The sequence below is a fragment of the Geodermatophilaceae bacterium NBWT11 genome (genome assembly GCA_014218215.1).
Classification (GTDB): domain Bacteria; phylum Actinomycetota; class Actinomycetes; order Mycobacteriales; family Geodermatophilaceae; genus Klenkia.
The window spans coordinates 3,009,042-3,034,130 of the sequence record CP043652.1 but is presented as its reverse complement, the minus strand read 5'-3'; the positions used below and the strand labels follow the sequence as shown (position 1 = coordinate 3,034,130).

The following is a 25,089-nucleotide window of genomic DNA, read 5'->3' as shown; positions in this document are numbered from 1 at the left end:
CGCCGTGGACGTCACCGTCCCCGAGGCGACGATGGCGGCCCTGCTGCTGGCCACCGCGCGCACCGCCGGGTTCGTGATCCTGTCCCCGCCGTTCAACTCCCGGGCCATCCCGGCCGCGGTGAAGGGCGCGCTGTCGGTCGCCCTGGCCCTCGTGGTCTTCCGGCAGGTCGAGGCCACCCTCGGCGAGCTGTCGGTCGGCTACCTGGTGCTCACCGCGCTCACCGAGGTGGTCATCGGGGCCGCCCTGGGCTTCATCGTGCAGCTGTTCTTCGCCGCGGTGCAGCTGGCTGGCGACGTGCTCGACGTGGCCGGCGGGTTCTCCCTGCAGCCGGCCTACGACCCGCTCGCCATGACCACCAGCTCGAGCATCGGCCGGCTGCACAACCTGCTGGCGATGGCACTGCTGTTCACCAGCGGCGGGCACCTGCTGCTCGTCCGCGGGCTCTTCACCTCCTACGAGGGCCTGCCGTTGGGCGCGGTGCTGCCCACCGAGCAGCTCGGACCCACGCTGGTGGCGGCGGTGTCCACGATGTTCCTGGCCGCGATGCAGATCGCCGGGCCGCTGGTCGCCGTCCTGCTGCTCTCCGACGTCGCGCTGGCGCTGCTGTCCCGGGCCTCGCCGATGATGAACGTCTTCGCCCTCGGCTTCCCGGTCAAGATCATGCTGACCCTGGCGATGCTCGGGCTGACCTTCCCGCTGCTCCCGGTCGCGCTGGACGCGCTGCTGGAGAACGCCACCTCGGCCTTCCTGGCCCTGCGGGGCTGACGCCGTGGCCAAGGAGGGACCCGGCGGGGAGAAGACCGAGAAGCCGACTCCCGAGCGCCTCAAGAAGGCGCGCAAGGACGGGCAGGTCCCGCGCACCCAGGAGCTCGGCACCTGGCTGGGGGTCGCGGCGGCCAGCTTCCTGCTGCCGGTGATGGTCGGCAGCTCCTTCGACGCCGCCCGCACCCTCTTCGCCCAGATCGGCAGCGTCGCCCGGCGACCGGAGGCCTCGGCGATCACCGCGCTGCTCGGCGACGCGCTGTCGGCGTTCCTCACCGCCGTCCTCCCGCTGGCCGCCGGGGTCCTGGTCGTCGGGGTGCTCGCCTCGGCGAGCCAGGGCGGGATCGTCTTCGCCAGCAAGCCGCTCAAGCCCACCTTCGCCAAGCTCAACCCCTTCCCCGGGATCAAGCGGATGTTCGGCGGCCACGGCCTCTGGGAGACGACGAAGGCGCTGATCAAGACCGGCGCGATCGGGGTGGCCATCGTGCTCACCGTCGACACCGCGCGGACCCTGGTGGCCTCCTCGGGGTCGATGCCGCTCTCGGTCGTCGCCGGGGTGTTCACCGACGCGGCCCTGCTGATGCTGCGGGTGGCCGCACTGACCGGCCTGGTGCTCGCCGTCGCGGACTACCTCGTCGTCCGCATGCAGACGATGAAGAAGCTCAAGATGAGCCACTACGAGATCAAGACCGAGCACAAGCAGCAGGAGGGCGACCCGCACGTCAAGGGCCACCGCCGCTCGGTCGCCCTCGCCCAGGCCCGCAACCGCATGATGACCGACGTCCAGACCGCCGACGTGCTGCTCACCAACCCCACGCACGTCGCCGTGGCGCTGAAGTACGAGGCCGCGTTCGGCGCCCCCCGGGTGGTCGCCAAGGGCGCCGGCGAGGTGGCCCGGCGGCTCCGCGAGCTCGCCGCAGAGGCCGACGTGCCGATGGTGCAGGACGTCCCGCTCGCCCGGGCCCTGCACAGCAGCTGCGAGCTGGGTCAGGAGGTGCCCCCGCAGCTGTTCACCGCCGTCGCCCGGGTGCTCGCCTTCGTGATGCACCTGGGCAACCAGGGGATCCGCGGCGGCACGCACCGCCCGGGCTTCACCGCCCCGGACACCACCGACCTCCCGGTCGCCGGACGACGACGGGCCGCCTGACCAGTCACACCCGCACCACCGGCTGCCGATGGTGTCTCCGTGAAGTGGACGACGGCAGCGATCCCCATCGGGGTCGTCTCGATCGTCCTCATGCTCGTCGTCCCGCTGCCGGCGATGGTCCTGGACCTGCTGATCGGGATCAACATCGGCGTCAGCCTGCTGATCCTGCTCGTGGCGATGTCGATCAAGCGGCCGCTGGACTTCGCCGTCTTCCCCTCCGTCGTGCTCATCGCGACGCTGCTGCGGCTGGCCCTGAACGTCTCCTCCACCCGCCTGGTGCTCTCCGACGGCTACGCCGGGGAGGTCATCGAGGCCTTCGGGCACTTCGTCATCGGCGGCTCGCTGGTGGTCGGCCTGGTGGTGTTCCTGATCCTCGTGGTCATCCAGTTCGTGGTGATCACCAAGGGCGCCGAGCGGGTCGCCGAGGTCGGCGCGCGCTTCACCCTCGACGCGATGCCCGGCAAGCAGATGGCGATCGACGCCGACCTCAACGCCGGGCTGATCAACGAGAACCAGGCCCGCCGGCGGCGCGCCGACGTCACCGCCGAGGCCGACTTCTACGGCTCGATGGACGGCGCGAGCAAGTTCGTCAAGGGCGACGCCATCGCCGCGATCATCATCGTGCTGGTCAACCTGGTCGGCGGCCTCGCCGTCGGCATGATGCAGAACGGCATGAGCGCCGGGGACGCCGTCAGCACCTACTCGCTGCTGGCCGTCGGTGACGGTCTGACCTCGATGGTCCCGGCGCTGCTGCTGTCCACCGCGACCGGCATCGTGGTCACCCGCTCGGCCGCCGACGGCGACCTGGGCAACGACATGATCGCCCAGCTCGGCCGCAAGAAGCAGCCGCTGCGGATCGCCGGCGGCGGGCTGATCGCGCTGGGCCTCATCCCCGGCCTGCCCAAGCTGCCCTTCCTGGTCGTCGGTGGGCTGCTGCTGTTCCTGGCCTCCCGGGTCGACGAGACCCCGGAGCCCAGCGAGGACGACGAGGCTGCCGCCCTGCTGCCGCCCGAGCCCTCCCCGGACTCCCCCGAGGCGATCGCCTCGAAGATGCGGGTCGACCCGCTGGAGCTCGAGGTCGCCTTCGACCTGGTGGAGCTGGTCGACGCCGCCCGCGGCGGGGACCTGCTGGACCGGGTGAAGGCGCTGCGCCGCAAGGTCGCGATGGACACCGGGCTGGTCATCCCGCTGGTGCGCACCCGGGACAACCTGGACCTCCCGGCCTCCCAGTACGTCGTCTGGCTCAACGGCGTCCCGGTCGCCCGGGGCACGTCGCCGGCCGGCACCGTGCTGGCCATCGGCGACGGCCTGGACGCCCTGCCCGGCAAGCCGACCCGCGAGCCGGTGTTCGGGCTGGCCGCCAAGTGGGTGCCCGCCGAGCTGCAGCGCCAGGCCGAGATGGCCGGCGCCACCGTCGTGGACCGCTCCTCGGTGATCACCACGCACCTGGCCGAGGTCGTCCGGCAGAACGCCGCGCAGCTGCTGGGCCGCGAGGACGTCAAGCTGCTGATGGAGATGGTCCGCCGCTCGCACCCCGTCGTGGTCGAGGAGGTCACCGCCTCGGTGCTGTCGCTGGGCCAGGTGCAGCAGGTGCTGGCCGCGCTGCTGGAGGAGGGCGTCTCGATCCGCGACCTGGTCCGGATCTTCGAGGCCCTCACCCTGCGGGCCACCACGGCCACCGACCTGGACAGCCTGGTCGAGGCCGCCCGCGCCGCGCTGGGCCCGGCGATCAGCCACGCCTACGTCACCGCCGACGACAAGCTGTACGTGATGACCCTGGACCCCGGGTTCGAGCAGCGGCTGCTGGCCGCCGTCCGGCAGGGCGAGCAGGGCGCGGTGCTCGCGCTGGACGCGGGCTCGGTCGACGCGCTGGCCCGCGGCACCAGCGACCTGCTGGACGACGCCGAGAAGCTGGGCATCACCGCGCTGCTCGTCTGCTCCCCGCAGGTGCGCCCCGCGCTGTCCCGGCTGATGCGCCAGGTCGTCGCCCGGTGCACCGTCATCTCCTACACCGAGGTGTCGCGCACCGCCCAGATCGAGACCATCGGGGTGGTGGACGGTGCCGTCGCGATCGCCTGAGCCGCCGTCCGGGGCGACCCGGGACGAGGCCATCGCCGCCGCCCGTGAGGAGTACGGGTCCGACGTGCGCATCCGCGGCGTCCGCCGGGTGCGCTCGGGCGGGGTGGCCGGGTTCTTCAGCTCCGAGCGGTACGTGGCCGACGTCGTCGTGCCCGCTGCCGTCCCCGCTGCCGTCGCCGCCCCTGCGCCGTCGCTGTCGACCGAGGACGCGCTGGCCCAGTGGCCCGCCGCCGGGCTCAGCGTGGACGACCTGCTCGCGGTGGCCCAGGAGGTCGCCCGGGCCCAGCAGGCGGCCGCGCCCGCGGCGGTGGACCCCGTCGCCGAGCTGGCCGACCTGTTCGGGTCCGGTCCGGCCGAGGTCGCCGTCTACTCCCCCGCGTCGGTGGCCCGGCCCGCCCCGGCGGCGCCGGTGTGGGAGCGGACCCGTCGGGCCCTCCCCGAGACCCCGCCGGCCGCCGTCGAGGCCCCGGTGGACACCGAGCCCGCGGTCTCCCCGTTCGCCGCCGCGCTGATGCGGATGACCGACCACGACGCCGAGGTGCAGACCGCGGTGGCGACGTCGGCCGCCCTCGACCTCGAGGAGCGGGCCGCCCGGCAGGCCGCCGTGCTCGAGGCCGAACGCGCCGCGGCCCGGCAGATCCAGGCCGCCCAGGCCGAGGAGGACCGGCGTGCCGCCCTCGCGGAGGCACCCCCCGCGCCCAGCCGGGTGTCCGCCGCGCTGGCGGCCGCCGCCGGACTGCGGGCCGCCGCGATCCAGGCCGCCGGCGAGCTCGCCGCGCTGCCACCGCCGCCACCGACGTCGACGTCCCTGCTGCCGGGGCTGGGCACCACACCCGTCGTCCCGCCCGCCCCGCCGCCGGCACCCCCGCTCCACCCGACCACCCCCACCACCCGGGAAGAGGACCAGCAGGTGTCGATGGACCAGCCCTTCGTCGAGTCGTCCGCCCCCACGGGCGCCGACGAGGCCCACCCCGTCCGCCGTCCGCTGCCCCCGGCCGCCGTCCCCGCGCCGGCCGCGCTCGACCTGTGGGGTGCCCCGGTGCCGCCCCCCGCCCCGGAGGTGGACGACCACGGCCGGCACCGGCCCGTGGGCGCGCCCGCCTCCTTCGAGGCGACCCGCGTCGAGGTGCCCGAGCGACCGGCACCGACCGAGGACGACCTCGCCCGGCTGCAGCAGCTCGAGGCCCTGCGTGCCGCGGCGATGGCCGGGGTCTCGCTCACCCCGCGCCGCCGCCGTTCCGACCGGGCCGGCCGGCACCGCCCTGCCGACGCCGGGCCGCCCGCGCCGTCGACCCCCACGCAGGACGACGCCACCGGCCGCACCGCGACGGGGTTCGCCGACAGCCTGGCCGCGCTGGCCGACAGCGAGTACGTGACCTCCGGCATCCCGGTCGTGGAGGCCGACCTGGCGCCCGAGGTCAGCAGCGACCTGGTCGAGGAGATGGCCGCCGAGATGGCCGCGGGCATGGCCGAGGTGCTGGCCCGCACCGCCAGCGACCCCGCCCCCCTGCGCGACGGCACGACCGTGCTCCCCTCCCTGGCCAGCGTGCTGGGTGCCGCGTTCACCGCTGCCCCGGCCCCGCGGGTCCGCGGCACCAAGCCGCCGGTGCCCCCGGCACGCGGGGGTCGCACCCGGGCCGTGCCGCCGCACCCCACCACGCGCGGCCGTGACGAGGGCTGGGCGACCGTGACCCACCTGGTCCCGCCCGCGGCCACCCCGAGCGCCCCGTCCCCCGCGGCGACCGAGACCGTCGACCCGGACGGCCTCACCGGCCTGGGACTCACCCCCCGGCTCCTCGGCCCGGACTTCGCCGCCCGGGCGCGCACCCAGGGCACCTTCGCCGCGCTGGTCGCCTCGCTGACCGAGACGCTCCCGGCCGCCCCCACCGCACCCACCGGGGCCGGGGACGTGCTGGTCGTCGCCGGCCCCGGTGCGGAGGCGCTGGCGAGCGCCCGCACGCTGGCCACCTCGCTGCGGCTGGACCCGGCCGCCGTGCAGTGGGCCACCCGGGGCGAGCTCGCCGGGCTGACCGCCCAGGACCTGCGGGTGCCCACCGCGGCGGTCGCCGCCGAGCGCCGGGCGCAGTCCCGCGGCGCGGGGGTGCCCACGGTGGTGGCCCTCGACGTCCCGCTGCGCGACGCCGGGTCCCCCTGGGTGGCCCAGGTGCTGGAGGCCCTCGCACCGACCGCGGTGTGGGGCGTGCTCGACGCGACCCGCAAGCCCGCCGACCTGGCCGGCTGGGTCCGGGCGCTGCCCCGGGTGGACGCCGTCGTGGTCACCGAGACCGAGTCCTCGGCCGACCCGGCCGCGCTGCTGGACGGGCTCACCGTGCCGGTGGCCGTCGTCGACGGGGCGCGGGCGACCCCGCACCGCTGGGCGGCGCTGCTGTGTGAGCGGTCGGCCGGCCGGTCGTGAACCCGCTGCGCTGGGACGTCCTCGGCGCAGCCCTGCTCTTCGCCGTCCCCGTGCTGCTCCTGGGGGCGGAGGGCACCTTCGACCTGGACGACGTGACCACCCGGCTGCCGTGGTGCCTGCTCGCCGGGTGGGTCGCCAGCTCGCTGCTGCGCGCGGCGGTCAGCCCCCGGCCGGCCGCCCCCCGCCGGTCCTCCGCCACCGGCGTGCGTCCTCAGCCACCGACGTCGGTGGCTGAGGACGCACGGTGATCAGCTGAGCTGATCGAACCCGAGGTCAGACGGGGAGGTCCTCGAGCATCTCGGTGACCAGGGCGGCGATCGGGGAGCGCTCGGAGCGGGTCAGCGTGACGTGGGCGAAGAGCGGGTGGCCCTTGAGCGCCTCGATGACCGCGGTGACGCCGTCGTGCCGGCCGACCCGCAGGTTGTCCCGCTGGGCGACGTCGTGGGTGAGCACCACCCGGCTGTTGGTGCCCAGCCGGGACAGCACGGTCAGCAGCACCCCGCGCTCCAGGGACTGCGCCTCGTCGACGATCACGAACGAGTCGTGCAGCGAGCGGCCGCGGATGTGGGTCAGCGGGAGCACCTCGATCAGCCCGCGGGCCAGGATCTCGGTGACCACCTCGCTGCTGACCAGCGCACCCAGGGTGTCGAAGACCGCCTGCGCCCAGGGCGCCATCTTCTCGCCCTCGGAGCCGGGCAGGTAGCCCAGCTCCTGGCCGCCGACGGCGTAGAGCGGGCGGAAGATCACCACCTTCTTGTGCGCCCGGCGCTCCATCACCGACTCCAGGCCCGCGCACAGCGCGAGCGCGGACTTGCCGGTGCCGGCCCGCCCGCCCATCGACACGATGCCGACCTCGGGGTCCAGCAGCAGGTCCAGCGCGACCCGCTGCTCGGCGGAGCGCCCGTGCAGGCCGAACGCCTCCCGGTCGCCGCGCACCAGCTTGACGTGCTTGTCCGCGGTGACCCGGCCCAGCGCCGACCCGCGGGAGGACAGCAGCACCAGCCCGGTGTGCGTGGGCAGCTCCGCGGCGGCGGGCAGGAACAGGGTGCCGCCGTCGTAGAGCGCGGAGATCTCGTCCTCGCCCAGCGAGAGCTCGGCCATCCCGGTCCACCCGGCGTCGACCGCGCCCAGCGCCCGGTACTCGTCGGTGTCCAGACCGACCGCGGCGGCCTTCACCCGCAGCGGCACGTCCTTGGTGACCAGGCAGACGTCGGCTCCCTCGGCGCGCAGGTTGAGCGCGACCACCATGATCCGGCTGTCGTTGCTGTCGTTGCGGAACCCCGCCGGCAGCACCGAGGCGTCGGAGTGGTTGAGCTCCACGCGCAGCGTGCCGCCCTGGTCACCGACCGGGAGGGGCGCGTCGAGCCGGCCGTGCTGGACCCGCAGGTCGTCGAGCATCCGCAGCGTCTGCCGGGCGAACCAGCCCAGCTCCGGGTGGTGCCGCTTCTCCTCCAGCTCGCCGATGACGACGAGGGGGACGACGACCTCGTGCTCCTCGAAGCGCAGCAGCGCGCCCGGGTCGGAGAGCAGGACGGAGGTGTCGAGGACGTACGTGCGGCGCGTGGTCACAGGTCGACTCCCGATGGGGTGCTGGCGCACCCCGACTCGATGGTGGCCGGGCCCCGGCGCAGAGGCCGGTGCTCGGCCCCCTGGTTCGACAACTCGCATCGCGCCAACCGGGCCTCCCGTGTCCGGCGGGACGGGCCCCCCGGACACCCGGAAACTAGGCCCGCCAGGTGTCCGGGAGGTTGCTACACGCCGTCGTGTCGCGGCTCAGCCCGATTCCTTGCGGAACTGGTAGGTCCCGTACCAGGCGCCCAGGCCGGCGAAGAGCACGGTGAACAGCACGCCCCAGCCGACGTCCGGGGCACCGAAGTCCCCGGCGAACAGCGCCCGCGCGCCGTCCACGACGTGCTTGAACGGCACCAGGTCGGAGACCGTCTGCAGCCAGCCCGGCGCCAACGTCATCGGCAGCAGGATCCCCGACAGCAGCAGCACCGGGAACAGCACCACGTTGAGCAGCGGGGCGAAGGCGTCCTCGCTCTTCAGCGTCAGGGCCAGCGCGTAGGACACCGCGGCCAAGGACCCGCCGAGGACGGCGACCAGCACGATCGTCAGCGCGACCCCGCCGACCGAGGCGTCCAGTCCGAACGGGACGGCGACCAGCACCAGCACCACGCCCTGGACGGCGAGCACCAGCACGTCGCGCAGCACCCGGCCCAGCAGCAGCGCCGCCCGCGGCGCCGGGCTCACCCGCTGGCTCTCGATGACCCCGGCCCGGTACTCCGCGATGAGGCTGAACCCGACGAACGCGGTGCCGAACAGGCCCAGCTGGACCAGGATGCCGGGCACGAACACCTGGTAGGCGTTCGCGCCGCCGAGCTGGCCGGCGATCGGCTCCAGCAGCGGGCCGAACAGCACGATGTAGAGCACCGGCTGCAGCAGGCTGATGACCAGCCAGGCCGGGTTGCGCAGCGAGGTGCGCAGGGCCCGGCGGAAGACGGTGCCGGTGTCGCGGACCAGGGTGCTCACGGGAGCGCCTCCTCGGCGAGTGCGGGCTCGGCCGGGTGCTCGCCGTCGCGCAGCGAGCGTCCGGTGACGGTGAGGAAGACGTCGTCCAGGCTGGGCCGGCGGCTCTCCACCCCGGCCACCTCGATCCCGGCGGCGTCCAGGTCGCGCAGCAGCGCGACCAGCGCCGACCCGCCGGCCGGCACCCGGCAGGTGACCCGGTCGCCGTCGACCTGGGGCGCCTCGGCGCCGGGCAGCCCGGCCATCCGGTCGGCGATCCCGGCGGACTCCCCGGCGGAGGCCGCGGTGACGGTCAGCAGGTCCCCGCCGACCGAGCTCTTCAGCGCGTCGGGGGTGCCCGAGGCGACGATGGTGCCCTTGTCGATCACCAGCACGCGGTCGCACAGCGCGTCGGCTTCGTCCAGGTAGTGGGTGGTGAGGAAGACCGTCGTCCCCCGGTCCCGGCGCAGTGCCTCGATGTGGCCCCAGAGGTTGGCGCGGGCCTGCGGGTCCAGCCCGGTCGTGGGCTCGTCGAGGAACACCAGCCCGGGCACGTGCACCAGGCCCATAGCGATGTCCAGCCGGCGGCGCTGCCCGCCGGACATCGCCTTGGGCTGGCGCTCCCACAGCCCGTCCAGGTCCAGCTCGGCGAACAGCTGCTTCCCCCGGGAGGTGGCCTCGGCGGTGCTCACGCCGTAGAGCCGGGCGTGGCTGACCAGCTCCTCCCCCGCCCGGTTCTCCGGCGCGGTCGACCCGGCCTGCGACACGTAGCCGATCCGCCGGCGGACGCCGACCGGGTCGGTGAGCAGGTCGCAGCCGGCCACCGTCGCGGTGCCGGCGGTCGGGGCGAGCAGGGTGGTGAGCATCCGCATCGTGGTGGTCTTGCCGGCCCCGTTGGGGCCCAGGAACCCGACGATCTCCCCGGCCTCGACGTCGAGGTCGACACCCGCGACGGCACGGACCTCGGCGGACTGCTTGCCGCGCTTCTTCCGGAAGGTGCGGGACAGCCCGCGGGCGTGGATCACGCCCGTGATCATGGACCCGGTGGGTCAGTCGAGTCGAGTGCGTTCCGCTCGCCGCGGACGGGCGGCGACCAGCGCCCAGACCAGGGGGACGACGAGGACCGGCCACTGCAGCGACAGGTCACCGACCCACAGCAGCCCGAGGACCAGGAACACGGCCAGGCAGCCCGCCGACCACAGCCCGAGCGCGCGCGCCTCCCCCGGGGTGTGCCTCACCGCCGCAGCTCGGCGGTGATCCGCGCCGGGGTCAGCGGCTCGTCCAGCAGCCGGAGGAAGCGGTCGGCGACCGGGACGTCGTCCGGCCGGGCAGCCAGCCAGCCGGCGAGCAGGTCGTAGCCCTCGACGTAGGTGGTGATGTAGGCCCGCCACAACGGGTGGGTCAGGAAGCGCAGCTGCTGCACGGCCCGGTCGTTGCTCACCAGCGACCAGCGCTGCAGGTGGGCCAGCACGTCGTCGGTCGCGGCACCCCGGTCGTGCAGCATGAGCGCGGCGTCCTGACGCACCCGGTTCAGCGGGGCGGCCGCGGCCGACACCCGCTCGGACAGCTCGCCGTCGAAGCGCAGCCCCAGGTCGCCGAGCACCTCGGCTGCCCACGGTCCCCAGCCCGCGCCGATCGCGGCCTGGACGCCGAGGTCGGCCAGCCCCTCCGCCATCAGGCACTCGGGGGTGTTGACCAGGAAGACGGTGTGCTCGAGGTGGCTGTCCCGCTCGACCAGCCCGCGCTCCTTGCGGCAGTGCTCGGTGTGGTGGCCGGGGTAGGCCTCGTGGGCGACCAGGTGCGGCAGCTGCCCCAGCCGGTGCGGCAGGTCGGCGTTGATCGCCACCCGCGAGCGGTAGTCGCCCTCGTAGTAGTTGAAGCCCGACCACGGCTGGTCGGTGACCACCTCGTAGGTCACGGTCTCCTGCTCGGGCAGGCCGTAGAGCCCGCGCACCCGGTCGCGCAGCGCACTGGACAGCGCGTGGACCGCCTCCTCCAGCCGGGCGGGCGGGCACTCCTCACGGCGCCGGTGCACCGCGTACCGCTCGGCCAGGGTGCCGGTGCCGGGCAGCAGGTCCTCGAGCTCGGTGTGCGCGGCGGCGTAGGTCGCCGGGTCACCCAGGTCGACGTCGACCTGGAAGTAGGACCGCACCTCCTCGACGTAGCCGACCGGCTCGTCGGCCATCTTCCGGGCGGTGCACTCCAGACCGGTGAGCTGACCGCGCAGGAAGTCCGCCCGGTCGGCGGGGAGGGCGGAGGCGTCGAGCTCGCGCAGCAGGCCCCGGGCCTGGTCGCGCAGTCCCCGCGGCGTGGGGGCCGGTTCGGCCTGCACGGCGGCCCGGATCCGCCGGTCGCCGGTGTAGGCGTCGACGAAGCCCTCCTCCAGCCGGTCGAACCGCAGCCCGAGCCGGACGTACTCGAGGGGGACGTCGACCGCGCCGGATGCCCTGCCGGATGTCATGGCGGCCAGTCTCACACCCGTGCGGTCAGCCGCCGAAGCGGCGCTGCCGGGCCGCGTAGTCACGCAGCGCCCGCAGGAAGTCCACCCGGCGGAACTCCGGCCAGTAGACGTCCGTGAAGTAGAACTCCGAGTGCGCGGTCTGCCAGAGCAGGAAGCCGCTCAACCGCTGCTCACCGCTGGTGCGGATCACCAGGTCCGGGTCGGGCTGGCCGCGGGTGTAGAGGTGCTCGGCGATGTGCTCGACGTCGAGGCTGCCGACCAGCTCGTCCAGCGTCGTCCCCCGCGCGGAGTGCTCGGCCAGCAGGGAGCGGACCGCGTCGGCGATCTCCCGTCGTCCCCCGTAGCCGACGGCCAGGTTCACCGTCGCGCCGGTGCGGCCGCGGCTGTCCTCCTCGGCCTGCTTGAGCACCGTGGTGGTCTCCCCGGGCAGCAGGCCCAGCGCGCCGACCGCGTTCAGCTGCCACCGGCGGCCGGGGCCGGCCAGGTCGGTGGCGACCCCCTCGATGATCCGCAGCAGCGGGGTGAGCTCGGGCTCCGGGCGGGTGAGGTTGTCGGTGGACAGCAGGAACAGGGTCACCACGCCGACGCCGGTCTCGTCGCACCAGCCGAGGAAGTCCGCGATCTTGTCCGCGCCCCGGCGGTGGCCGTCGTTGACGTCCTCGAGGCCGATCGCCTTGGCCCAGCGCCGGTTCCCGTCGACGATCACCCCGACGTGGTGCGGCACGGCGGCGCGGTCCAGCCGACGGACCAGCCGACGCTCGTAGAGAGCCGTCAGGCCCGTCCGCACCTGCTCGCGCGCCCCCACGGAGAGCCACCCTAGGACTCCGCACCGCGCAGCGGCAGGGCACCGGGGTCCGAGCCTGGGCGACCTCACAGCGCAACGGGGTGCCACGCCCGCGCGCGCGACCGTAACCTCGGCCCATGAGCGCACCGCACGATCCCACCGAGGCCGTCCTGGTGACCTCGGACGGGGCCGAGCTCACCGCACCTGCCCGCGAGGGCGTGGCCACCGTGCTGGCCGAGGGCGAGCAGGTCCAGTCGGTCCGGCAGCCCGGCGAGTGGGTCGACGCCGACTACGCCGACGACGACTACGACCACCCCGACACCCGCCCGCGGGCCCGGGGCTGGCTGCACCTGTTCGCGGCCTTCGGTTCCGTCGTGGCCGGCGCCGTGCTCATCCCGATGGCCTGGTCGCACGGCGGCCCCCGGGCCGGGCTCCCGGTCAGCCTCTACTGCCTGACCATCCTCGGGCTGTTCGGGATCAGCGCCGCCTACCACCGCCGCCGCTGGTCACCGCGCGGGTGGAAGCTGATGAAGCGGCTCGACCACTCGATGATCTTCATCTTCATCGCCGGCACGTACACCCCGTTCGCCGCCCTCGCGGTGAACGCCCCGACCAACTGGTGGATCCTCGGCGTCGTCTGGACCGGGGCCCTGGGCGGCGTGGCCCTCAAGCTGGCTTGGCCCACCGCACCCCGCTGGCTCGGCGTGCCCATCTACGTGGCGCTGGGCTGGGTCGCAGTGTTCGTGCTCACCGACATCCTCGCCCTGGCCGGCGTGACCGCGATGGTGCTGCTGGCCGCCGGCGGCGTGCTGTACACGATCGGCGCGGTGGCCTACGCGATCAAGAAGCCCAACCCGTGGCCGGGCACCTTCGGCTACCACGAGGTGTTCCACGCCATGACGATCGTGGCGGCCGCCTGCCACTACATCGCCGTGTGGTTCGCCATCTACAACTCCCCCTTCGTCTAGGGACCGACGACCCCCGGCGGCAGGACCGGCTCCACCGACCGGTTGCCGTACTCGTCGTAGACGACCACGCCCTGCTGCTGCGGGAAGGCGTTGCCCGGCTGGGGCGCGACCTCCTCGAGCGGGGCGATCTCCTGGCCCTGGTCGTCGTAGGTGCTGAGGTCCTCGATCGGCCGACCGTCCTGGTCGTAGAGCAGCACCCCGGTGAGCGGTTCGCCGTCGGAGCCGTACGGGACGATGTTGGTGATCGGCGTGCCGTCCTCGTGGACCAGCGTGCTCGGACCCGAGTCGTAGGACGCGGGCTCGGGGTAGGCGGCCTCGGCCGACCGCGAGACCAGCCCGACCAGGGCGATCAGCGTGCAGACCGCCAGCACCAGGTTCACCGCGGCCGCCCGGTGGCTCAGCGGGCGGGCCGCGACCCGGTCGCGCAGGCCCTGCCGCACGGAGAGGACCACGGCCGCCCCCGTGATGAGCCAGCCGAGGACGCCGACACCCAGGGTGGGCAGCAGGGAGACCCCGGCCCCCAGGAAGACGACCCCGACGGCCGCCACGGCCGCCCACCCGCGCAGGACCCACCAGGCCGGACGGAGCTCGGGCAGGAAACCCCGGGCCTGGACGACGGCCGGGTGGTCGGCCCAGCGGGCCCGGTACCGCTGCAGGTCCCAGCGCCAGCCGTCGAGCACGGCGGTCTCCGGGGTCGGGCCCTCGGGCAGGCCGGCGGCGCGGCGCAGCTCGGCCGCGTACTCCGCCGCCGGTCCCAGCCGGTCGGTCAGCGGGCCCGGGGTCTCCGAGGCGACCTCGACGAGGTGCTCCTCCAGGTCCTCGAGCAGCTCCTCCACCCGGGCCGGCGGGACGTCGGCGAGGGCCTCGCGGACCTGCCGGGCGTAGGCCGCGACCTCGGGGTCGGTCTGCTGGGCTGTCGTCATGCCGCCACCTGCCCGGCGAGCAGCGCCGCCATCGTGTCCGCGAACCCCGACCAGGTCTTGGTCGAGGTCTCCAGCTGGGCCCGCCCGGAGGCGTTGAGGCCGTAGTACTTGCGGTGCGGGCCCTCCACCGAGGGGACGACGTAGGACGTCAGGTGCCCGGCGGCGTACAGCCGGCGCAGCGTCCCGTAGACCGAGGCGTCACCGACGTCCTCCAGACCGCCGGCACGCAGCCGACGGACGACGTCGTAGCCGTACCCGTCCGCACCGTCCAGCACGGCGAGCACGGCGAGGTCGAGCACCCCCTTGAGCAGTTGCGTGGTGTCCACGGGCGGGACAGTACCGCGCACTGCGCACTACCCCGGGACGGAGAACACCGGCGCGTCGGGTCAGGCGGCGCGCAGGTCCGCAGCCGGGAACGGCGGGCGCTCGTCCAGCCGCACGCTGAGCCGGCCGGCCAGCCGCCAGGCCCGGGCGGTGACGTCGCGGTCGGACTCGGTGACCAGGTTGCCCATGACCCGCAGCGCTACGGTCATCAGCGCTCGCGAGCGCATGCCCACCGGGCCGGCCGCCGGCAGCAGCCGCGGCACGGTCAGCAGCCCGGCGAGCCGGCGGGCGATGCTGAACGCCTCCCCGTAGTGCCGGCGCAGGGTCGCCGGCCAGGCCAGCGTCCAGTCGTCCTCGTCGAGCAGCCCGGCCAGGGTGCGACCGGTCTCCATGCCGTAGTCGATCCCCTCGCCGTTGAGCGGGTTCACGCACCCCGCGGCGTCCCCGATCAGCGCCCAGTTGCGCCCGGCCACCCCGGAGACGGCGCCCCCCATCGGCAGCAGCGCCGAGGCCTTGGCCCGTACGTCGCCGGACAGCTGCCACTCCGCACGACGCTGCTCGGCGTAGAAGTCCAGCAGCGGCTTGAGCTGCACCCCGGCCGGGCGCTTGGCCGTGGCCAGCGTGCCGACGCCGATGTTCACCTCGCCCGAGGACAGCGGGAAGACCCAGCCGTACCCGGACAGCAGCTCGCCCTGGGTGCCGCGCAGCTCCAGGTGGCTGGAGATCCACGGGTCGTCGCTGCGGCCGCTGGTCACGTAGCCGCGGGCGGCGACGCCGTAGGCGGTCTCCCGGTGCCACTCGCGGCCGAGCAGCCGGCCCAGCGGGGAGCGGACCCCGTCGGCGACGACGAGCCGGCGGCAGCGCACGGTGCTCATCGAGCCGTCGCCGCGGGTGAAGTCCACCGCGGTGACCCGGTCGCCGTCCCGGTGCACGTCGACGGCACGGGCGTCCTCGACACCGAGGGCCCCGTCGTCGAGGGCGACCTGCCGGATCCGGGCGTCCAGCTCGGTGCGCGGGACGGCGCCCCCGTGGTCGGGCAGCGCTCCCCCGGGCCACGGCAGCAGCAGCTCCTGGCCGAAGCCCGCCGCGCGCAGGCCCTTGTTGGTGCCGTGCGAGCGCACCCAGTCCCCGAGTCCGAGGTGGTCGAGCTCGGCGATGGCCCGGGGGGTCAGTCCATCACCGCAGGTCTTGTCGCGGGGGAACACCGCGGCGTCGGCCAGCACCACGTCGTGTCCGGCGCGGGCGGCCCAGGCCGCGGCGGCGGAGCCGGCCGGACCGGCGCCCACCACCAGGACGTCGGTGCTCTCGGGGGTCGTCACCACCCCAGTGTCCCTGGTGTGCAGGCGGTTCAGCCGAACAGCGGGAACCGCCCGGCAGCGGCACCGAGGTCGGCCCGGTCGGCGTCGGTGAGCGGGGCCCGGCCGGTCCCCCGCAGCGCCGCCGTCCGGTCGTCCCAGCGCTCCGGCAGGACTCCGCCGCGCAGGCCCACCAGCACGCGGCGGACCTCGGCCAGCGGGCCGTCGGCGGGGCCGGGCCGGTCGAGGTGGGCCACGGCGTCCAGGTGGTGGACGGCGGTCTCGACCACGAGGCTGGACAGCAGGTCGGCGACGGGGAGCACGTGGCCCTGGGTGCGCCACACCCCGCCGTCCCCGGGCTCGGGCTGCCAGGCCCGCCAGTACTCCACGGCGTCGGTGTCCGCCGGCCCGGTGGCGGGCGTGCACAGCGCGACGAGGCCGCGCCGGGCGTCGTGGAGGAGGTGCTGCACCAGGTCGAGCACGGCCCACCCCCGACAGCCGGTCGGCGTCCACGCCTGGTCGGGCGTCAGCTCCGCGAGCAGTCCGCCGAGGTCGCCGTAGGCCCGACGCAGCAGTGCCAGGGGGTCGCTCACGGCGACCACCCTGGCACCCCTGCGGGTGCTCAGCCCACCGCGGGACCGCGGCCGCGGACCTCCTCGACGCTCTCCATGGCGCGGCGGAGCTCGGTCAGCCACTCCTCGGTGTGCTCACCGACCAGCCGCACCGACCAGGCCAGCGCCTCGGAGCGGGAGCGGGCGACCCCGGCGTCGACCAGGGTGTCGAGCACCTGCCGCTCGGGCTGGCGCAGCCGGGTCATCACCGGGACCGAGAGCGTGGTGAACAGCTCCCGGGCGTCCCCGCAGCTGGCCCCCCACGCAACCGACCGGCCGTACCGGGCCTGCGCGGCGTCGGCGATCGCCATCCGCTGCTCGCGGGTCTGCTCGCGGAAGCGGGCGATCCGGCCGGCCTGCGCGGCAGCCGGGTCGCCCTCCCCGGCGTCGGGGGTGGGGACGGCGCCCACCACGGTGATCTCGTCCCGATCGACCTGCAGCTCGACCGGGCCGGTGAACCAGTCGTCGGGCAGTCGGCCGGCGAACCAGCCGGCGACCTCGGTGCGGTCCACGGGTGGGGCGGTGTCGGCGCCCCGGCCGCGGCCGGGGCCTCTCGCGGAACGGTGGTGGGGGAACACGGTGCCTCCTCAGGTCACGATGTGCATCACCGTAATCCTGTAATCACCCGACGAGAAGCGCCCTTCTTGCGCTCTGGGCGAACCGGCGTCTGCAGCTCGGCGTGAGGGTCAGCCGGCGTCGGCGGTCTCCGGGTCGGCGGGGGCGTTCTGCCCCTCGTCGGGCTCCCGCTCCTTGCGCCGCAGCAACAGGCTGGTGATGCCCAGCAGCAGGACGAGCACCCCGAGGACGCCGATGACCACCATCCGGTCGGCGAACCCGTCCTTGCCGACCACGGACGCCGCCTCGACGCTGAGCACCACGATCTCCTTGATCGAGGCGATGATCCCGACCAGCAGGAACGGCTCGGCGATCAGCTCGCGCTTCTCCACCGTCGTCCGGACGGCGAACAGCAGCTCGACCACGATGAACACCAGCAGCAGGACGTCGAGGAGCTCGAGCACCGGCGTCTGCGAGAAGTCGCTCAGCAGCGAGTACGTGGTCTTCCCGGCCAGGGCGAGCAGCACCAGCGCGATGACGACGAGGAACAACGCGATCCCCGCGTAGACCACGTTCTCGGCGAACTCCAGCACCCGGGTGCCAGCCCGACCGAAGCCCGGGGGCCGGTCGTCGTCGCGGGGGCTGCTGCTGTGCTCCGGCTGTGCCACGCCGAGATCATCGGACACCGCGTGCCGGACTGCCTCAGGAGGTGGTGCGGGGTCCCTCGTCGGGGTCCTCGGCGCGCGGCGGCTCGATGGCCAGCGGCTGACGACGCAGGGTCTCCAGCAGCTCCTCGCCCGGGCGGCGCTGCTCGAAGAGCTCCGAGGCGTCGTCCGGGACGACGACCGGGGCGTCCTCGGGGTCGAAGCTGCGCGGCAGCTTCTTCAGGTGCTTGCCCATGGAGCGGCCCAGCAGCAGGATCGCGACCAGCAGCACGACCACCAGCAGCAGGCCGAACGGGCCGGACTTGCCGACGTCCTCGGGCAGCTGCTCGTTCGCCGCCAGCACCAGCATCGCGCCGGTCATCGGACCCCCACCTCGCTGCGGATCCCGGCGAACAGGTCGTCCTCGGGGGTGGGGCTGTCGACCAGGGAGCGGGCCAGCTCGTAGTCCTCGGTGGGCCACGTGGCGCGCTGCAGCTCCATCGGGGTGGAGAACCAGCGCCCGGTCGGGTCGATCTGGGTGGCGTGCGCGATCAGCGCACGGTCGCGCTGCTCGAAGTACTCACCGCACGGCACCTTGGTGGTCACCCGGTGCGAGATGTCCTTGGCCGGGTCCCACTTCTCCAGCATCTCGCCGTAGGGGGACTCCAGACCGGCGGCCAGCAGCGCCTCGTGCAGCGCCGTCGTCCGGGGGAAGGTGAAGCTCATGTGGTAGTAGAGCTTGCTCGGCTGCCACGGCTCACCCAGCTCGGGGTAGCGGTCGGGGTCACCGGCGGCCTCGAAGGCCAGCACCGAGATCTCGTGGGTCTTGATGTGGTCGGGGTGCGGGTAGCCGCCGCGCTCGTCGTAGGTGGTGACCACCTGCGGCTTGAACCGGCGGATCAGCGCGACCAGGGGGGCGGCGGCCTCCTCGACGGGCACCAGGGCGAAGCAGCCCTCGGGCAGGGGCGGGAGCGGGTCGCCCTCGGGCAGCCCGGAGTCCACGAACCCCAGCCACTCCTGGCCGACGCCGAGGACCTCGCGGGCCGCGGCCATCTCCTCGGAGCGGATCTGCGGGAGCCGCTCCCAGACCTCGGGGCGGTCCATGGCGGGGTTCAGCACCGAGCCGCGCTCACCACCGGTACAGGTGGCGACGAGGACGTCGACGCCCTCGGCCACGTACTTGGCCATGGTGGCCGCGCCCTTGCTGGACTCGTCGTCAGGGTGGGCGTGCACCGCGAGCAGGCGCAGCTGGTCCGGGTCCGTCACGTCCCCATGGTCCCACCAGCCGCGGGCGGACGACGGCGACCCCGCCCACACCCCCTCGGAGCCCGACCGGTCTCGCAACGGGGCGCCGTGCGTGCGGGACCGGCGTCCCCGGTGTTAGGTTGGCCGATCACGCGGCCGCTCCCTGATCGGGGGGCGGCTCTTCGAGTTACAGGAGCCGTCTCATCGTGTCCACGACTGACGAGCAGGACCAGGGCGTCTGGCTGACCCAGGAGGCCCACGACCGGCTCAAGGGCGAACTCGACGGGCTCATCGCCGGACGCACCGCGATGGCCGCCGAGATCAACGCCCGCCGCGAGGAGGGCGACCTCAAGGAGAACGGCGGCTACCACGCCGCCAAGGACGAGCAGGGCAAGCAGGAGGGCCGGATCCGCCAGCTGACCGACCTGCTGCGCAAGGCCCGGGTCGGCGAGCCGCCGACGACCGCGACCGACGCCGCGGTGGGCACCGTCATCACCATCGCCTTCGACGGCGACGAGGACGACACCGAGAAGTTCCTGCTGGGCTCCCGGGAGATCGCCGGGACCACCGGGGTCTCGGTCTACTCGCCGGAGTCCGCCCTGGGCTCGGCCATCCTCGGTGCCTCCCCGGGCGCGACGGTCACCTACCAGGCGCCCAACGGCAAGGACATCACCGTGAAGGTGCTGGCCGTCGAGCCCTTCGTCCCCTGAGCCCGGTGGCACCTCCCCGGGCCCGGTCACGCCGGGCGGAGAACACCGACTTCGTGTGCGGGCACTGCGCGGTGCTGGTCCCGGCCAACACCGACGGCCACTACCGCAACCACTGCCCGTTCTGCCTGTGGTCGCTGCACGTCGACGACCTGCCGGGCGACCGGGCGTCGGAGTGCCGGCAGCTGATGGAGCCGATCGGGCTGGTGGAGAAGTCGGGGAAGGGCTGGCAGGTGGTGCACCGGTGCACGGCCTGCGGCCACCACCAGCCCAACCGGCTCGTCCGGGACGGTGCCTCGCCCGACGACCTGGACCTGGTGCTGTCCCTGCCCTGGATCTGAGCCGCCCGGTCGGGCGACCCGGATCCAGGGCGGGTCAGACCTGTGCCGCCCCGTCCAGACCGCGGCGGCGCAGCAGCGGACCGGTGTCGGCGTCCCGGCCGACGACGTCCCGGAAGGCGCCGAGCGGGTCGACCGAACCGCCCCGGGCCAGCAGCTTGGTGCGGAACGCGTCGCCGTTGGCCCGGGTGAGCCCGCCGTTGGCCTTGAACCACTCCACGGTGTCCGCGTCGAGCACCTCGGACCAGATGTAGGAGTAGTACCCGGCCGAGTAGCCGCCGGCGAACACGTGCTGGAAGTACGTGGTGCGGTAGCGCGGGGGCACCAGGTCCGAGGCCACCCCGGCGGCCTCGAGCGCAGCGGTCTCGAACGCCTGCGGGTCCTCGACCACGGTGTCGGGGCCGATCCGGTGCCAGGCCTGGTCGAGCAGCGTCGCCGCCAGGTACTCCAGCGTGCCCTGCCCCTCGCCCCACAAGGACGCCGCCTCGATCGCGGTGAGCACCTCGCGGCCCAGCGGCTCGTCGGTCCGGGTGTGCCGGGCGTAGTGGTCGAGGACCTCGGGCCACAGCGCCCACATCTCGTTGACCTGGCTGGGGAACTCCACGAAGTCCCGCGGCACGCTGGTCCCGCTGAAGCGCGGGTAGGTGACCGCCGAGCTGAGCCCGTGCAGGGTGTGGCCGAACTCGTGGAAGAGCGTGGTGACCTCGTCGAGGGTCAGCAGCGTCGGCTGACCGGCGGCGGCCCGGGTGACGTTGAGGACGTTGAAGACCACCGGGGTGGTGTCCAGCAGCGTCGACTGGCTGACGAAGGAGCTCATCCAGGCCCCGCCGCGCTTGCCGTCGCGGGCGAAGAAGTCGCCCAGGTACAGCCCGACCTCCTCCCCCGCGGCATCGGTGACCTCCCAGACCCGGACGTCGGGGTGGTAGGCCAGCAGGTCCGGTCGGAGGGTGAAGGAGTACCCGTAGAGCAGCCGGGCGGCGTGGAAGACGCCGTCGACGAGCACCCGGTCCAGCTCGAACCACGGCCGCAGTGCCGCACTGTCCACCGCGTACCGCTCGGCCCGGACCCGCTCGGAGTAGAAGGCCCAGTCCCAGGCGGCGAGCTCGACCCCGTCGGCGGCGGCCAGCTCGGCCAGCACCTCCCCCTCGGCCCGGGCGTTGGCCACGGCCGGGGGCACCAGCGTGCCGAGCAGCTCGTCGACGGCGGCCGAGGTCTTCGCGGTCTGGTCGGCGGCGATCAGGTCGGCGTGGGTGGGGAAGCCCAGCAACCGGGCCCGCAGTGCCCGCAGGTGGGCGATCTCGGCGGCGACCGGGCCGTTGTCGTGCTCCCCGGAGGACGCCCGCCCGATGGACGCCTCGTGCAGCCGGCGGCGCAGCTCCCGGTCACGCAGCTTGGCCATCGCCGGCTGGCCGCTGGGCAGCACCAGGGTGAGCAGGAAGCCCTCCCGGCCACGCTCGGCGGCCGCCACCGCAGCGGCCTCGATCTCGGCGTCGCTGAGGCCGGCCAGCTGACCGGCGTCCTCGACGAGCACGGCCGCGGCCTCGGTGGCGACCACCAGGTTCTGCCCGAACGTGGTGGACAGCTCCGACAGGCGCAGGTTCAGCGCCCGCAGCTCGTCGCGGCCGGTCCCGTCCAGCTGCGCGCCGGCGAGCACGAAGTCCAGGTGGTAGCGCTCCACGAGCCGGACGGACTCGGCGTCCAGGTCGTGCCCGCCCGCGGCCACCGCACGGTGCACCGCGTCGATCCGGGCGAACAACGCCGGGTCCAGCCGCAGGGCGTCGGAGTGCGCAGCGGCCAGCGGGGCGATCTCCCGCTCGATCTCCCGCAACCGGTCGGAGGAGTTCGAGGACGCCAGGGCGTAGAAGACCGCCCGGGCCCTGTCGAGCAGCGCACCGGACCGCTCCAGGGCGACCACGGTGTCCTCGAACGTCGGCTCCCCCTCGCGGGCGGTGATCGCTCGCACCTCGGCGCGCTGCTCGGCCATCCCGGCCAGCAGCGCCTCGCGGCAGTGCTCCAGGGTCAGGTCGGCGAAGGGCGGGAGCCCGTGCGGCAGCGTCGAGGGCTGCGCGAGCGGGTTGTCCACGGACAGGGCGGAGGTCGGCTGGTCAGTCATCGCCGCCCATCATCGTCGGCCCCGCCGGCGCTCACCGGGTGGACGTCTTCAGGTAGGCCCGCACGGCCAGCGGGACGAACACCGCGAGGATCACCGCGGCCCAGATGATTGTGTAGAGCACCGGGTTCTGCAGCGCCCAGGCGTCGGGCACGGGAGCGCTGGCGGGCTGGTTGCCGAAGAGCTCGCGCGCGGCCTGCACCACCGAGGAGACCGGGTTCCACTCGGCGAAGGTGCGCAGCACCGACGGGAAGCTCTCCAGCGGGACGAACGTGTTGGCCACGAACGTCAGCGGGAAGATCACGATGAAGCTGGCGTTGTTGACCACCTCGGGGGTGCGCACCAGCAGCCCGACCAGCGCCATCATCCAGCTGACCGCGAAGGCGAAGAGCAGGAGCAGCAGGAACCCGCCGATGGCTTCGGGCACCGAGCTGGTGATCCGCCAGCCCACCACGAGCCCGGTGAGCGCCATGACCACGATCGAGATGGCGTTGAGCCCCAGGTCGGCCACCGTGCGCCCGATGAGCACCGCCGCGCGGGACATCGGCAGCGACCGGAACCGGTCGATGAGCCCCTTCTGCAGGTCCTCGGCGATGCTCGCCCCGGTGGTCGTGGACCCGAAGACCACGGTCTGGGCGAAGATCCCGGGCAGCAGGAACTCGGCGTAGGTGATGCCGTCGGGCAGGTTGATCGCGCCACCGAAGACGTAGCGGAACAGCAGCACGAACATGATCGGCGACAACGTCGCGAACACGATCAGGTCGGGCACCCGCTTGACCTTGATGAGGTTGCGGCGGGTGATGACCAGGCTGTCGGAGACGGTGTGCGACAGGGAGCTCATCGGGGGGTCTCCTGCTTCTCGGTGCCGGGCTCGGCGTCCTCGGCGGAACGGCCGGTGAGGGTGAGGAAGACGTCGTCGAGGTCGGGCCGGCGCAGGCCGACGTCGAGCACCTCCACCCCGCTGCCCTCCAGCCGGCGCAACGCGTCGGCCAGGGTCGCGGCGCCCCCGGTGACCGGGAGGGTGAGCCGGCGGGTCTGGGTGTCCTGCCGTGGTTCCTCCAGGGCCAGCGGCCGCAGCAGCTCGGCGGCCCGGGCCAGGCCCTCGACCGAACCGGCGGTCAGCTCCAGCCGCTCGCCACCCACCTGGGCCTTGAGCTCGTCGGCGGTGCCGCGGGCGATGACCCTGCCCCGGTCGATGACCACCATCGCGTCGGCGAGGCGGTCGGCCTCCTCGAGGTACTGGGTGGTGAGCAGGATGGTCGTCCCGTCGCTGACCAGGTCGGCGATGAACTCCCACATGCCCAGCCGGCTGCGCGGGTCCAACCCGGTGGTGGGCTCGTCGAGGAAGAGCACCCGGGGCCGGGCGATGAGGCTGGCGGCGATGTCCAGCCGGCGCCGCATGCCCCCGGAGTAGGTCTTGGCCGGGCGGCGCGCGGCCTCGGACAGGTCGAAGCGGTCCAGCAGGGCGGTCGCCCGGGACCGGGCCTCCTTCTTGCCCAGCCGGTAGAGCCGCCCCACCATCTCCAGGTTCTCCTCGCCGGTGAGGTACTCGTCGACCGCGGCGTACTGCCCGGTCAGACCGATCACCCCGCGCACCTGGGCGGCCTGCGTGGCCACGTCGAGCCCCGCGACGGTGGCCCGGCCGGCGTCGGCCTGCAGCAGCGTGGACAGGATGCGCACCACGGTGGTCTTGCCCGCGCCGTTGGGGCCGAGCAGGCCCAGCACGCTGCCCTCCGGGACGGTGAGGTCGACCCCGTCGAGGGCGGTGAAGTCACCGAACCGCTTGACCAGGCCCTCGACGACGACGGCGTTGCCACCGGTGGCTGTGCTCATGCTGTGCACCGTAGGACGGGGTACCGACAGAACGGGTGCACGACGACGTCCTCACGCTCGGGCACCCCCGTACGGGGTGCTCTCGGGGTGGAGACCCGCCGGACCCGGCAGACTCATCGGTGCCGGGGCGCTCAGCCGCCCGCGACGGTGTAGCCGGCCCGCCCGAGGGCGGCCACGACCTCCTGGGCGTGGTCGGGACCCCGGGTCTCCAGGACCACCGCGATCTCCACGTCCCCCAGGTCCAGCTGCGCCGTCGTCCGCTCGTGCTCCACCGACAGCACGTTGGCCGACACCGCCGCCAGCTCGCGCAGCAGCGCGGCCAGCGAGCCCGGCCGGTCGGGCACCCGGACCCGCAGCGAGAGGTACCGCTGGGCGGCGGCCATGCCGTGCTGGACGACCTTGAGCATCAGCACCGGGTCGATGTTGCCGCCGGACACCACCGCCACCACCGGCGCCCGGAACGCCCCGGGGTCGGCGAGCACGGCGGCCACCGCCGCCACGCCGGCGGGCTCGACGACGAGCTTGGCCCGCTCCAGGCAGAACAGCAGCGCCCGCGACAGCTGCGCCTCGGTCACCGTGCGGACCTCGTCGACCAGCCCCGCGACGTGCGCGAGCGTCAGGTCGCCCGGGGCCGCGACGGCGATCCCGTCGGCCATGGTGGTCATCGCCGTCAGCGGCACCGGCACCCCGGCGGCCAGCGAGGCCGGGAACGCCGCCGCGGCCGCCGCCTGCACCGCCACCACCCGGACGTCGGGACGGGCTGCCTTCACGGCCGCGGCGATGCCCGACACCAGTCCCCCGCCGCCGGTGCAGACCACGACGGTGGCCACCTCGGGGCACTGCTCCACGATCTCCAGCCCGACGGTGCCCTGACCGGCGATCACGTCGGGGTGGTCGAACGGGTGGATGAACACCGAGCCGGTCTCCTCGGCGAAGGCCCGGGCGGCCACCAGCGGCTCGGTCAGCGAGTCGCCCAGCTGGTGCACGGCGGCGCCGTACCCCCGGGTGGCGGCCAGCTTGGGCAGCGGGGCCGTCTCGGGCATGAAGACGGTGGCCTCGGCGCCCAGCTCGCGGGCGGCCAGGGCGACCCCCTGCGCGTGGTTGCCGGCGCTGGCGGCCACCACGCCCCGGGCCCGTTCGGCGTCGGTGAGCCGCGCGATCCGGGTGTAGGCGCCGCGGATCTTGAACGAGCCGGTGCGCTGCAGGTTCTCGCACTTGAGCCAGACCGGGCCCCCGACCCGCTCGGCCAGCGCCCGGGAGTGCTCCAGCGGGGTGCGCCGCACGACCCCGGCCAGCAGCCGGGCGGCGGACTCGACGTCGGCGCCGGAGACGAGGGGTACCGCGGGTTCGGTCACACCCCGATCCTGACAGGCAGTGC

26 protein-coding genes are annotated in these 25,089 nt (G+C 74.2%); 8 read left to right on the top strand and 18 right to left on the bottom strand.

What is annotated here, in order from left to right; genetic code table 11:
• Window positions 1–4: 4 nt before the first annotated feature.
• The 5 genes from fliR to F1C76_14535 are packed head-to-tail and all read left to right on the top strand — an operon-like array spanning window position 5 to window position 6,653.
• Window positions 5–766, top strand: a complete 762-nt coding sequence (gene fliR / locus F1C76_14555; protein ID QNG37644.1) for a flagellar biosynthetic protein FliR — start codon at window positions 5–7, stop codon at window positions 764–766.
• A 4-nt stretch (window positions 767–770) separates the two neighbouring features.
• On the top strand, window positions 771–1,910 hold the full coding sequence (locus tag F1C76_14550; protein QNG37643.1) for an EscU/YscU/HrcU family type III secretion system export apparatus switch protein: 1,140 nt from the start codon (window positions 771–773) through the stop codon (window positions 1,908–1,910).
• A 39-nt stretch (window positions 1,911–1,949) separates the two neighbouring features.
• Window positions 1,950–3,989, top strand: a complete 2,040-nt coding sequence (gene flhA, locus F1C76_14545) for a flagellar biosynthesis protein FlhA (protein QNG37642.1) — start codon at window positions 1,950–1,952, stop codon at window positions 3,987–3,989.
• A complete protein-coding gene (locus F1C76_14540; GenBank protein ID QNG37641.1) occupies window positions 3,970–6,405 on the top strand; it encodes a hypothetical protein in 2,436 nt (811 codons plus the stop codon). The genes flhA and F1C76_14540 overlap by 20 nt, the downstream gene beginning before the upstream one ends.
• On the top strand, window positions 6,402–6,653 hold the full coding sequence (locus tag F1C76_14535) for a hypothetical protein (GenBank protein ID QNG37640.1): 252 nt from the start codon (window positions 6,402–6,404) through the stop codon (window positions 6,651–6,653). The genes F1C76_14540 and F1C76_14535 overlap by 4 nt, the downstream gene beginning before the upstream one ends.
• A 25-nt stretch (window positions 6,654–6,678) precedes the next feature.
• On the opposite strand, the gene F1C76_14530 is transcribed toward F1C76_14535, so the two are convergent.
• The 6 genes from F1C76_14530 to F1C76_14505 form a co-directional block, all read right to left on the bottom strand.
• The gene (locus tag F1C76_14530) at window positions 6,679–7,974 is read right to left on the bottom strand and encodes a PhoH family protein (GenBank protein ID QNG37639.1); all 1,296 of its coding nucleotides are present in this window, start codon (window positions 7,972–7,974) and stop codon (window positions 6,679–6,681) included.
• A 204-nt stretch (window positions 7,975–8,178) separates the two neighbouring features.
• On the bottom strand, window positions 8,179–8,937 hold the full coding sequence (locus F1C76_14525; protein ID QNG37638.1) for an ABC transporter permease: 759 nt from the start codon (window positions 8,935–8,937) through the stop codon (window positions 8,179–8,181).
• Window positions 8,934–9,938 carry an ATP-binding cassette domain-containing protein gene (locus F1C76_14520; protein ID QNG37637.1) on the bottom strand — a complete coding sequence of 335 codons (1,005 nt, stop codon included), beginning with the start codon at window positions 9,936–9,938 and terminating at the stop codon, window positions 8,934–8,936. The genes F1C76_14525 and F1C76_14520 overlap by 4 nt, the downstream gene beginning before the upstream one ends.
• Window positions 9,939–9,962: 24 nt before the next feature.
• Window positions 9,963–10,151, bottom strand: coding sequence for a hypothetical protein (locus tag F1C76_14515; GenBank protein QNG37636.1), 189 nt, complete (start codon window positions 10,149–10,151; stop codon window positions 9,963–9,965).
• Window positions 10,148–11,374, bottom strand: coding sequence for a DUF885 domain-containing protein (locus tag F1C76_14510; GenBank protein QNG37635.1), 1,227 nt, complete (start codon window positions 11,372–11,374; stop codon window positions 10,148–10,150). The genes F1C76_14515 and F1C76_14510 overlap by 4 nt, the downstream gene beginning before the upstream one ends.
• A gap of 25 nt (window positions 11,375–11,399) precedes the next feature.
• Entirely contained in the window at window positions 11,400–12,179 is a 780-nt protein-coding gene (locus F1C76_14505) for an isoprenyl transferase (protein QNG37634.1), read from the bottom strand.
• Window positions 12,180–12,295: 116 nt separating this feature from the next.
• Between F1C76_14505 and F1C76_14500 the strand changes: the two genes are divergently transcribed.
• On the top strand, window positions 12,296–13,126 hold the full coding sequence (locus tag F1C76_14500) for a hemolysin III family protein (protein ID QNG37633.1): 831 nt from the start codon (window positions 12,296–12,298) through the stop codon (window positions 13,124–13,126).
• On the opposite strand, the gene F1C76_14495 is transcribed toward F1C76_14500, so the two are convergent.
• The 8 genes from F1C76_14495 to mca form a co-directional block, all read right to left on the bottom strand.
• A complete protein-coding gene (locus F1C76_14495; GenBank protein ID QNG37632.1) occupies window positions 13,123–14,049 on the bottom strand; it encodes a hypothetical protein in 927 nt (308 codons plus the stop codon). The two genes, F1C76_14500 and F1C76_14495, sit on opposite strands and share 4 nt — an antisense overlap.
• Window positions 14,046–14,375, bottom strand: coding sequence for a PadR family transcriptional regulator (locus tag F1C76_14490; GenBank protein ID QNG37631.1), 330 nt, complete (start codon window positions 14,373–14,375; stop codon window positions 14,046–14,048). Before F1C76_14490 ends, F1C76_14495 begins: the two co-directional genes overlap by 4 nt.
• 60 nt (window positions 14,376–14,435) lie before the next feature.
• The gene (locus F1C76_14485; protein ID QNG37630.1) at window positions 14,436–15,692 is read right to left on the bottom strand and encodes a geranylgeranyl reductase family protein; all 1,257 of its coding nucleotides are present in this window, start codon (window positions 15,690–15,692) and stop codon (window positions 14,436–14,438) included.
• 29 nt (window positions 15,693–15,721) lie between these two features.
• Window positions 15,722–16,243: a hypothetical protein gene (locus F1C76_14480; GenBank protein QNG39258.1), complete on the bottom strand. Its 522-nt coding sequence runs from the start codon at window positions 16,241–16,243 to the stop codon at window positions 15,722–15,724.
• A 47-nt stretch (window positions 16,244–16,290) separates the two neighbouring features.
• Window positions 16,291–16,857, bottom strand: coding sequence for a hypothetical protein (locus F1C76_14475; GenBank protein QNG37629.1), 567 nt, complete (start codon window positions 16,855–16,857; stop codon window positions 16,291–16,293).
• Window positions 16,858–16,965: 108 nt separating this feature from the next.
• On the bottom strand, window positions 16,966–17,502 hold the full coding sequence (locus tag F1C76_14470; protein QNG37628.1) for a hypothetical protein: 537 nt from the start codon (window positions 17,500–17,502) through the stop codon (window positions 16,966–16,968).
• Window positions 17,503–17,536: 34 nt separating this feature from the next.
• On the bottom strand, window positions 17,537–17,860 hold the full coding sequence (locus tag F1C76_14465; GenBank protein QNG37627.1) for a hypothetical protein: 324 nt from the start codon (window positions 17,858–17,860) through the stop codon (window positions 17,537–17,539).
• Entirely contained in the window at window positions 17,857–18,744 is an 888-nt protein-coding gene (mca, locus tag F1C76_14460) for a mycothiol conjugate amidase Mca (GenBank protein QNG37626.1), read from the bottom strand. Before mca ends, F1C76_14465 begins: the two co-directional genes overlap by 4 nt.
• A gap of 182 nt (window positions 18,745–18,926) precedes the next feature.
• Here mca and greA point away from each other — a divergent pair, with 182 nt between their 5' ends.
• Window positions 18,927–19,433: a transcription elongation factor GreA gene (gene greA, locus F1C76_14455; protein ID QNG37625.1), complete on the top strand. Its 507-nt coding sequence runs from the start codon at window positions 18,927–18,929 to the stop codon at window positions 19,431–19,433.
• Between the two features lie 5 nt (window positions 19,434–19,438).
• Window positions 19,439–19,771 carry an RNHCP domain-containing protein gene (locus F1C76_14450; protein QNG37624.1) on the top strand — a complete coding sequence of 111 codons (333 nt, stop codon included), beginning with the start codon at window positions 19,439–19,441 and terminating at the stop codon, window positions 19,769–19,771.
• A 34-nt stretch (window positions 19,772–19,805) separates the two neighbouring features.
• Here F1C76_14450 and F1C76_14445 read toward each other — a convergent pair whose 3' ends face one another.
• The 4 genes from F1C76_14445 to F1C76_14430 form a co-directional block, all read right to left on the bottom strand.
• Window positions 19,806–21,881 carry a M3 family metallopeptidase gene (locus F1C76_14445; protein ID QNG37623.1) on the bottom strand — a complete coding sequence of 692 codons (2,076 nt, stop codon included), beginning with the start codon at window positions 21,879–21,881 and terminating at the stop codon, window positions 19,806–19,808.
• Between the two features lie 31 nt (window positions 21,882–21,912).
• Entirely contained in the window at window positions 21,913–22,719 is an 807-nt protein-coding gene (locus F1C76_14440) for an ABC transporter permease (GenBank protein ID QNG37622.1), read from the bottom strand.
• A complete protein-coding gene (locus F1C76_14435) occupies window positions 22,716–23,711 on the bottom strand; it encodes an ATP-binding cassette domain-containing protein (protein QNG37621.1) in 996 nt (331 codons plus the stop codon). Before F1C76_14435 ends, F1C76_14440 begins: the two co-directional genes overlap by 4 nt.
• Before the next feature lie 131 nt (window positions 23,712–23,842).
• Window positions 23,843–25,066, bottom strand: coding sequence for a threonine ammonia-lyase (locus F1C76_14430; GenBank protein QNG37620.1), 1,224 nt, complete (start codon window positions 25,064–25,066; stop codon window positions 23,843–23,845).
• Window positions 25,067–25,089: the final 23 nt, after the last annotated feature.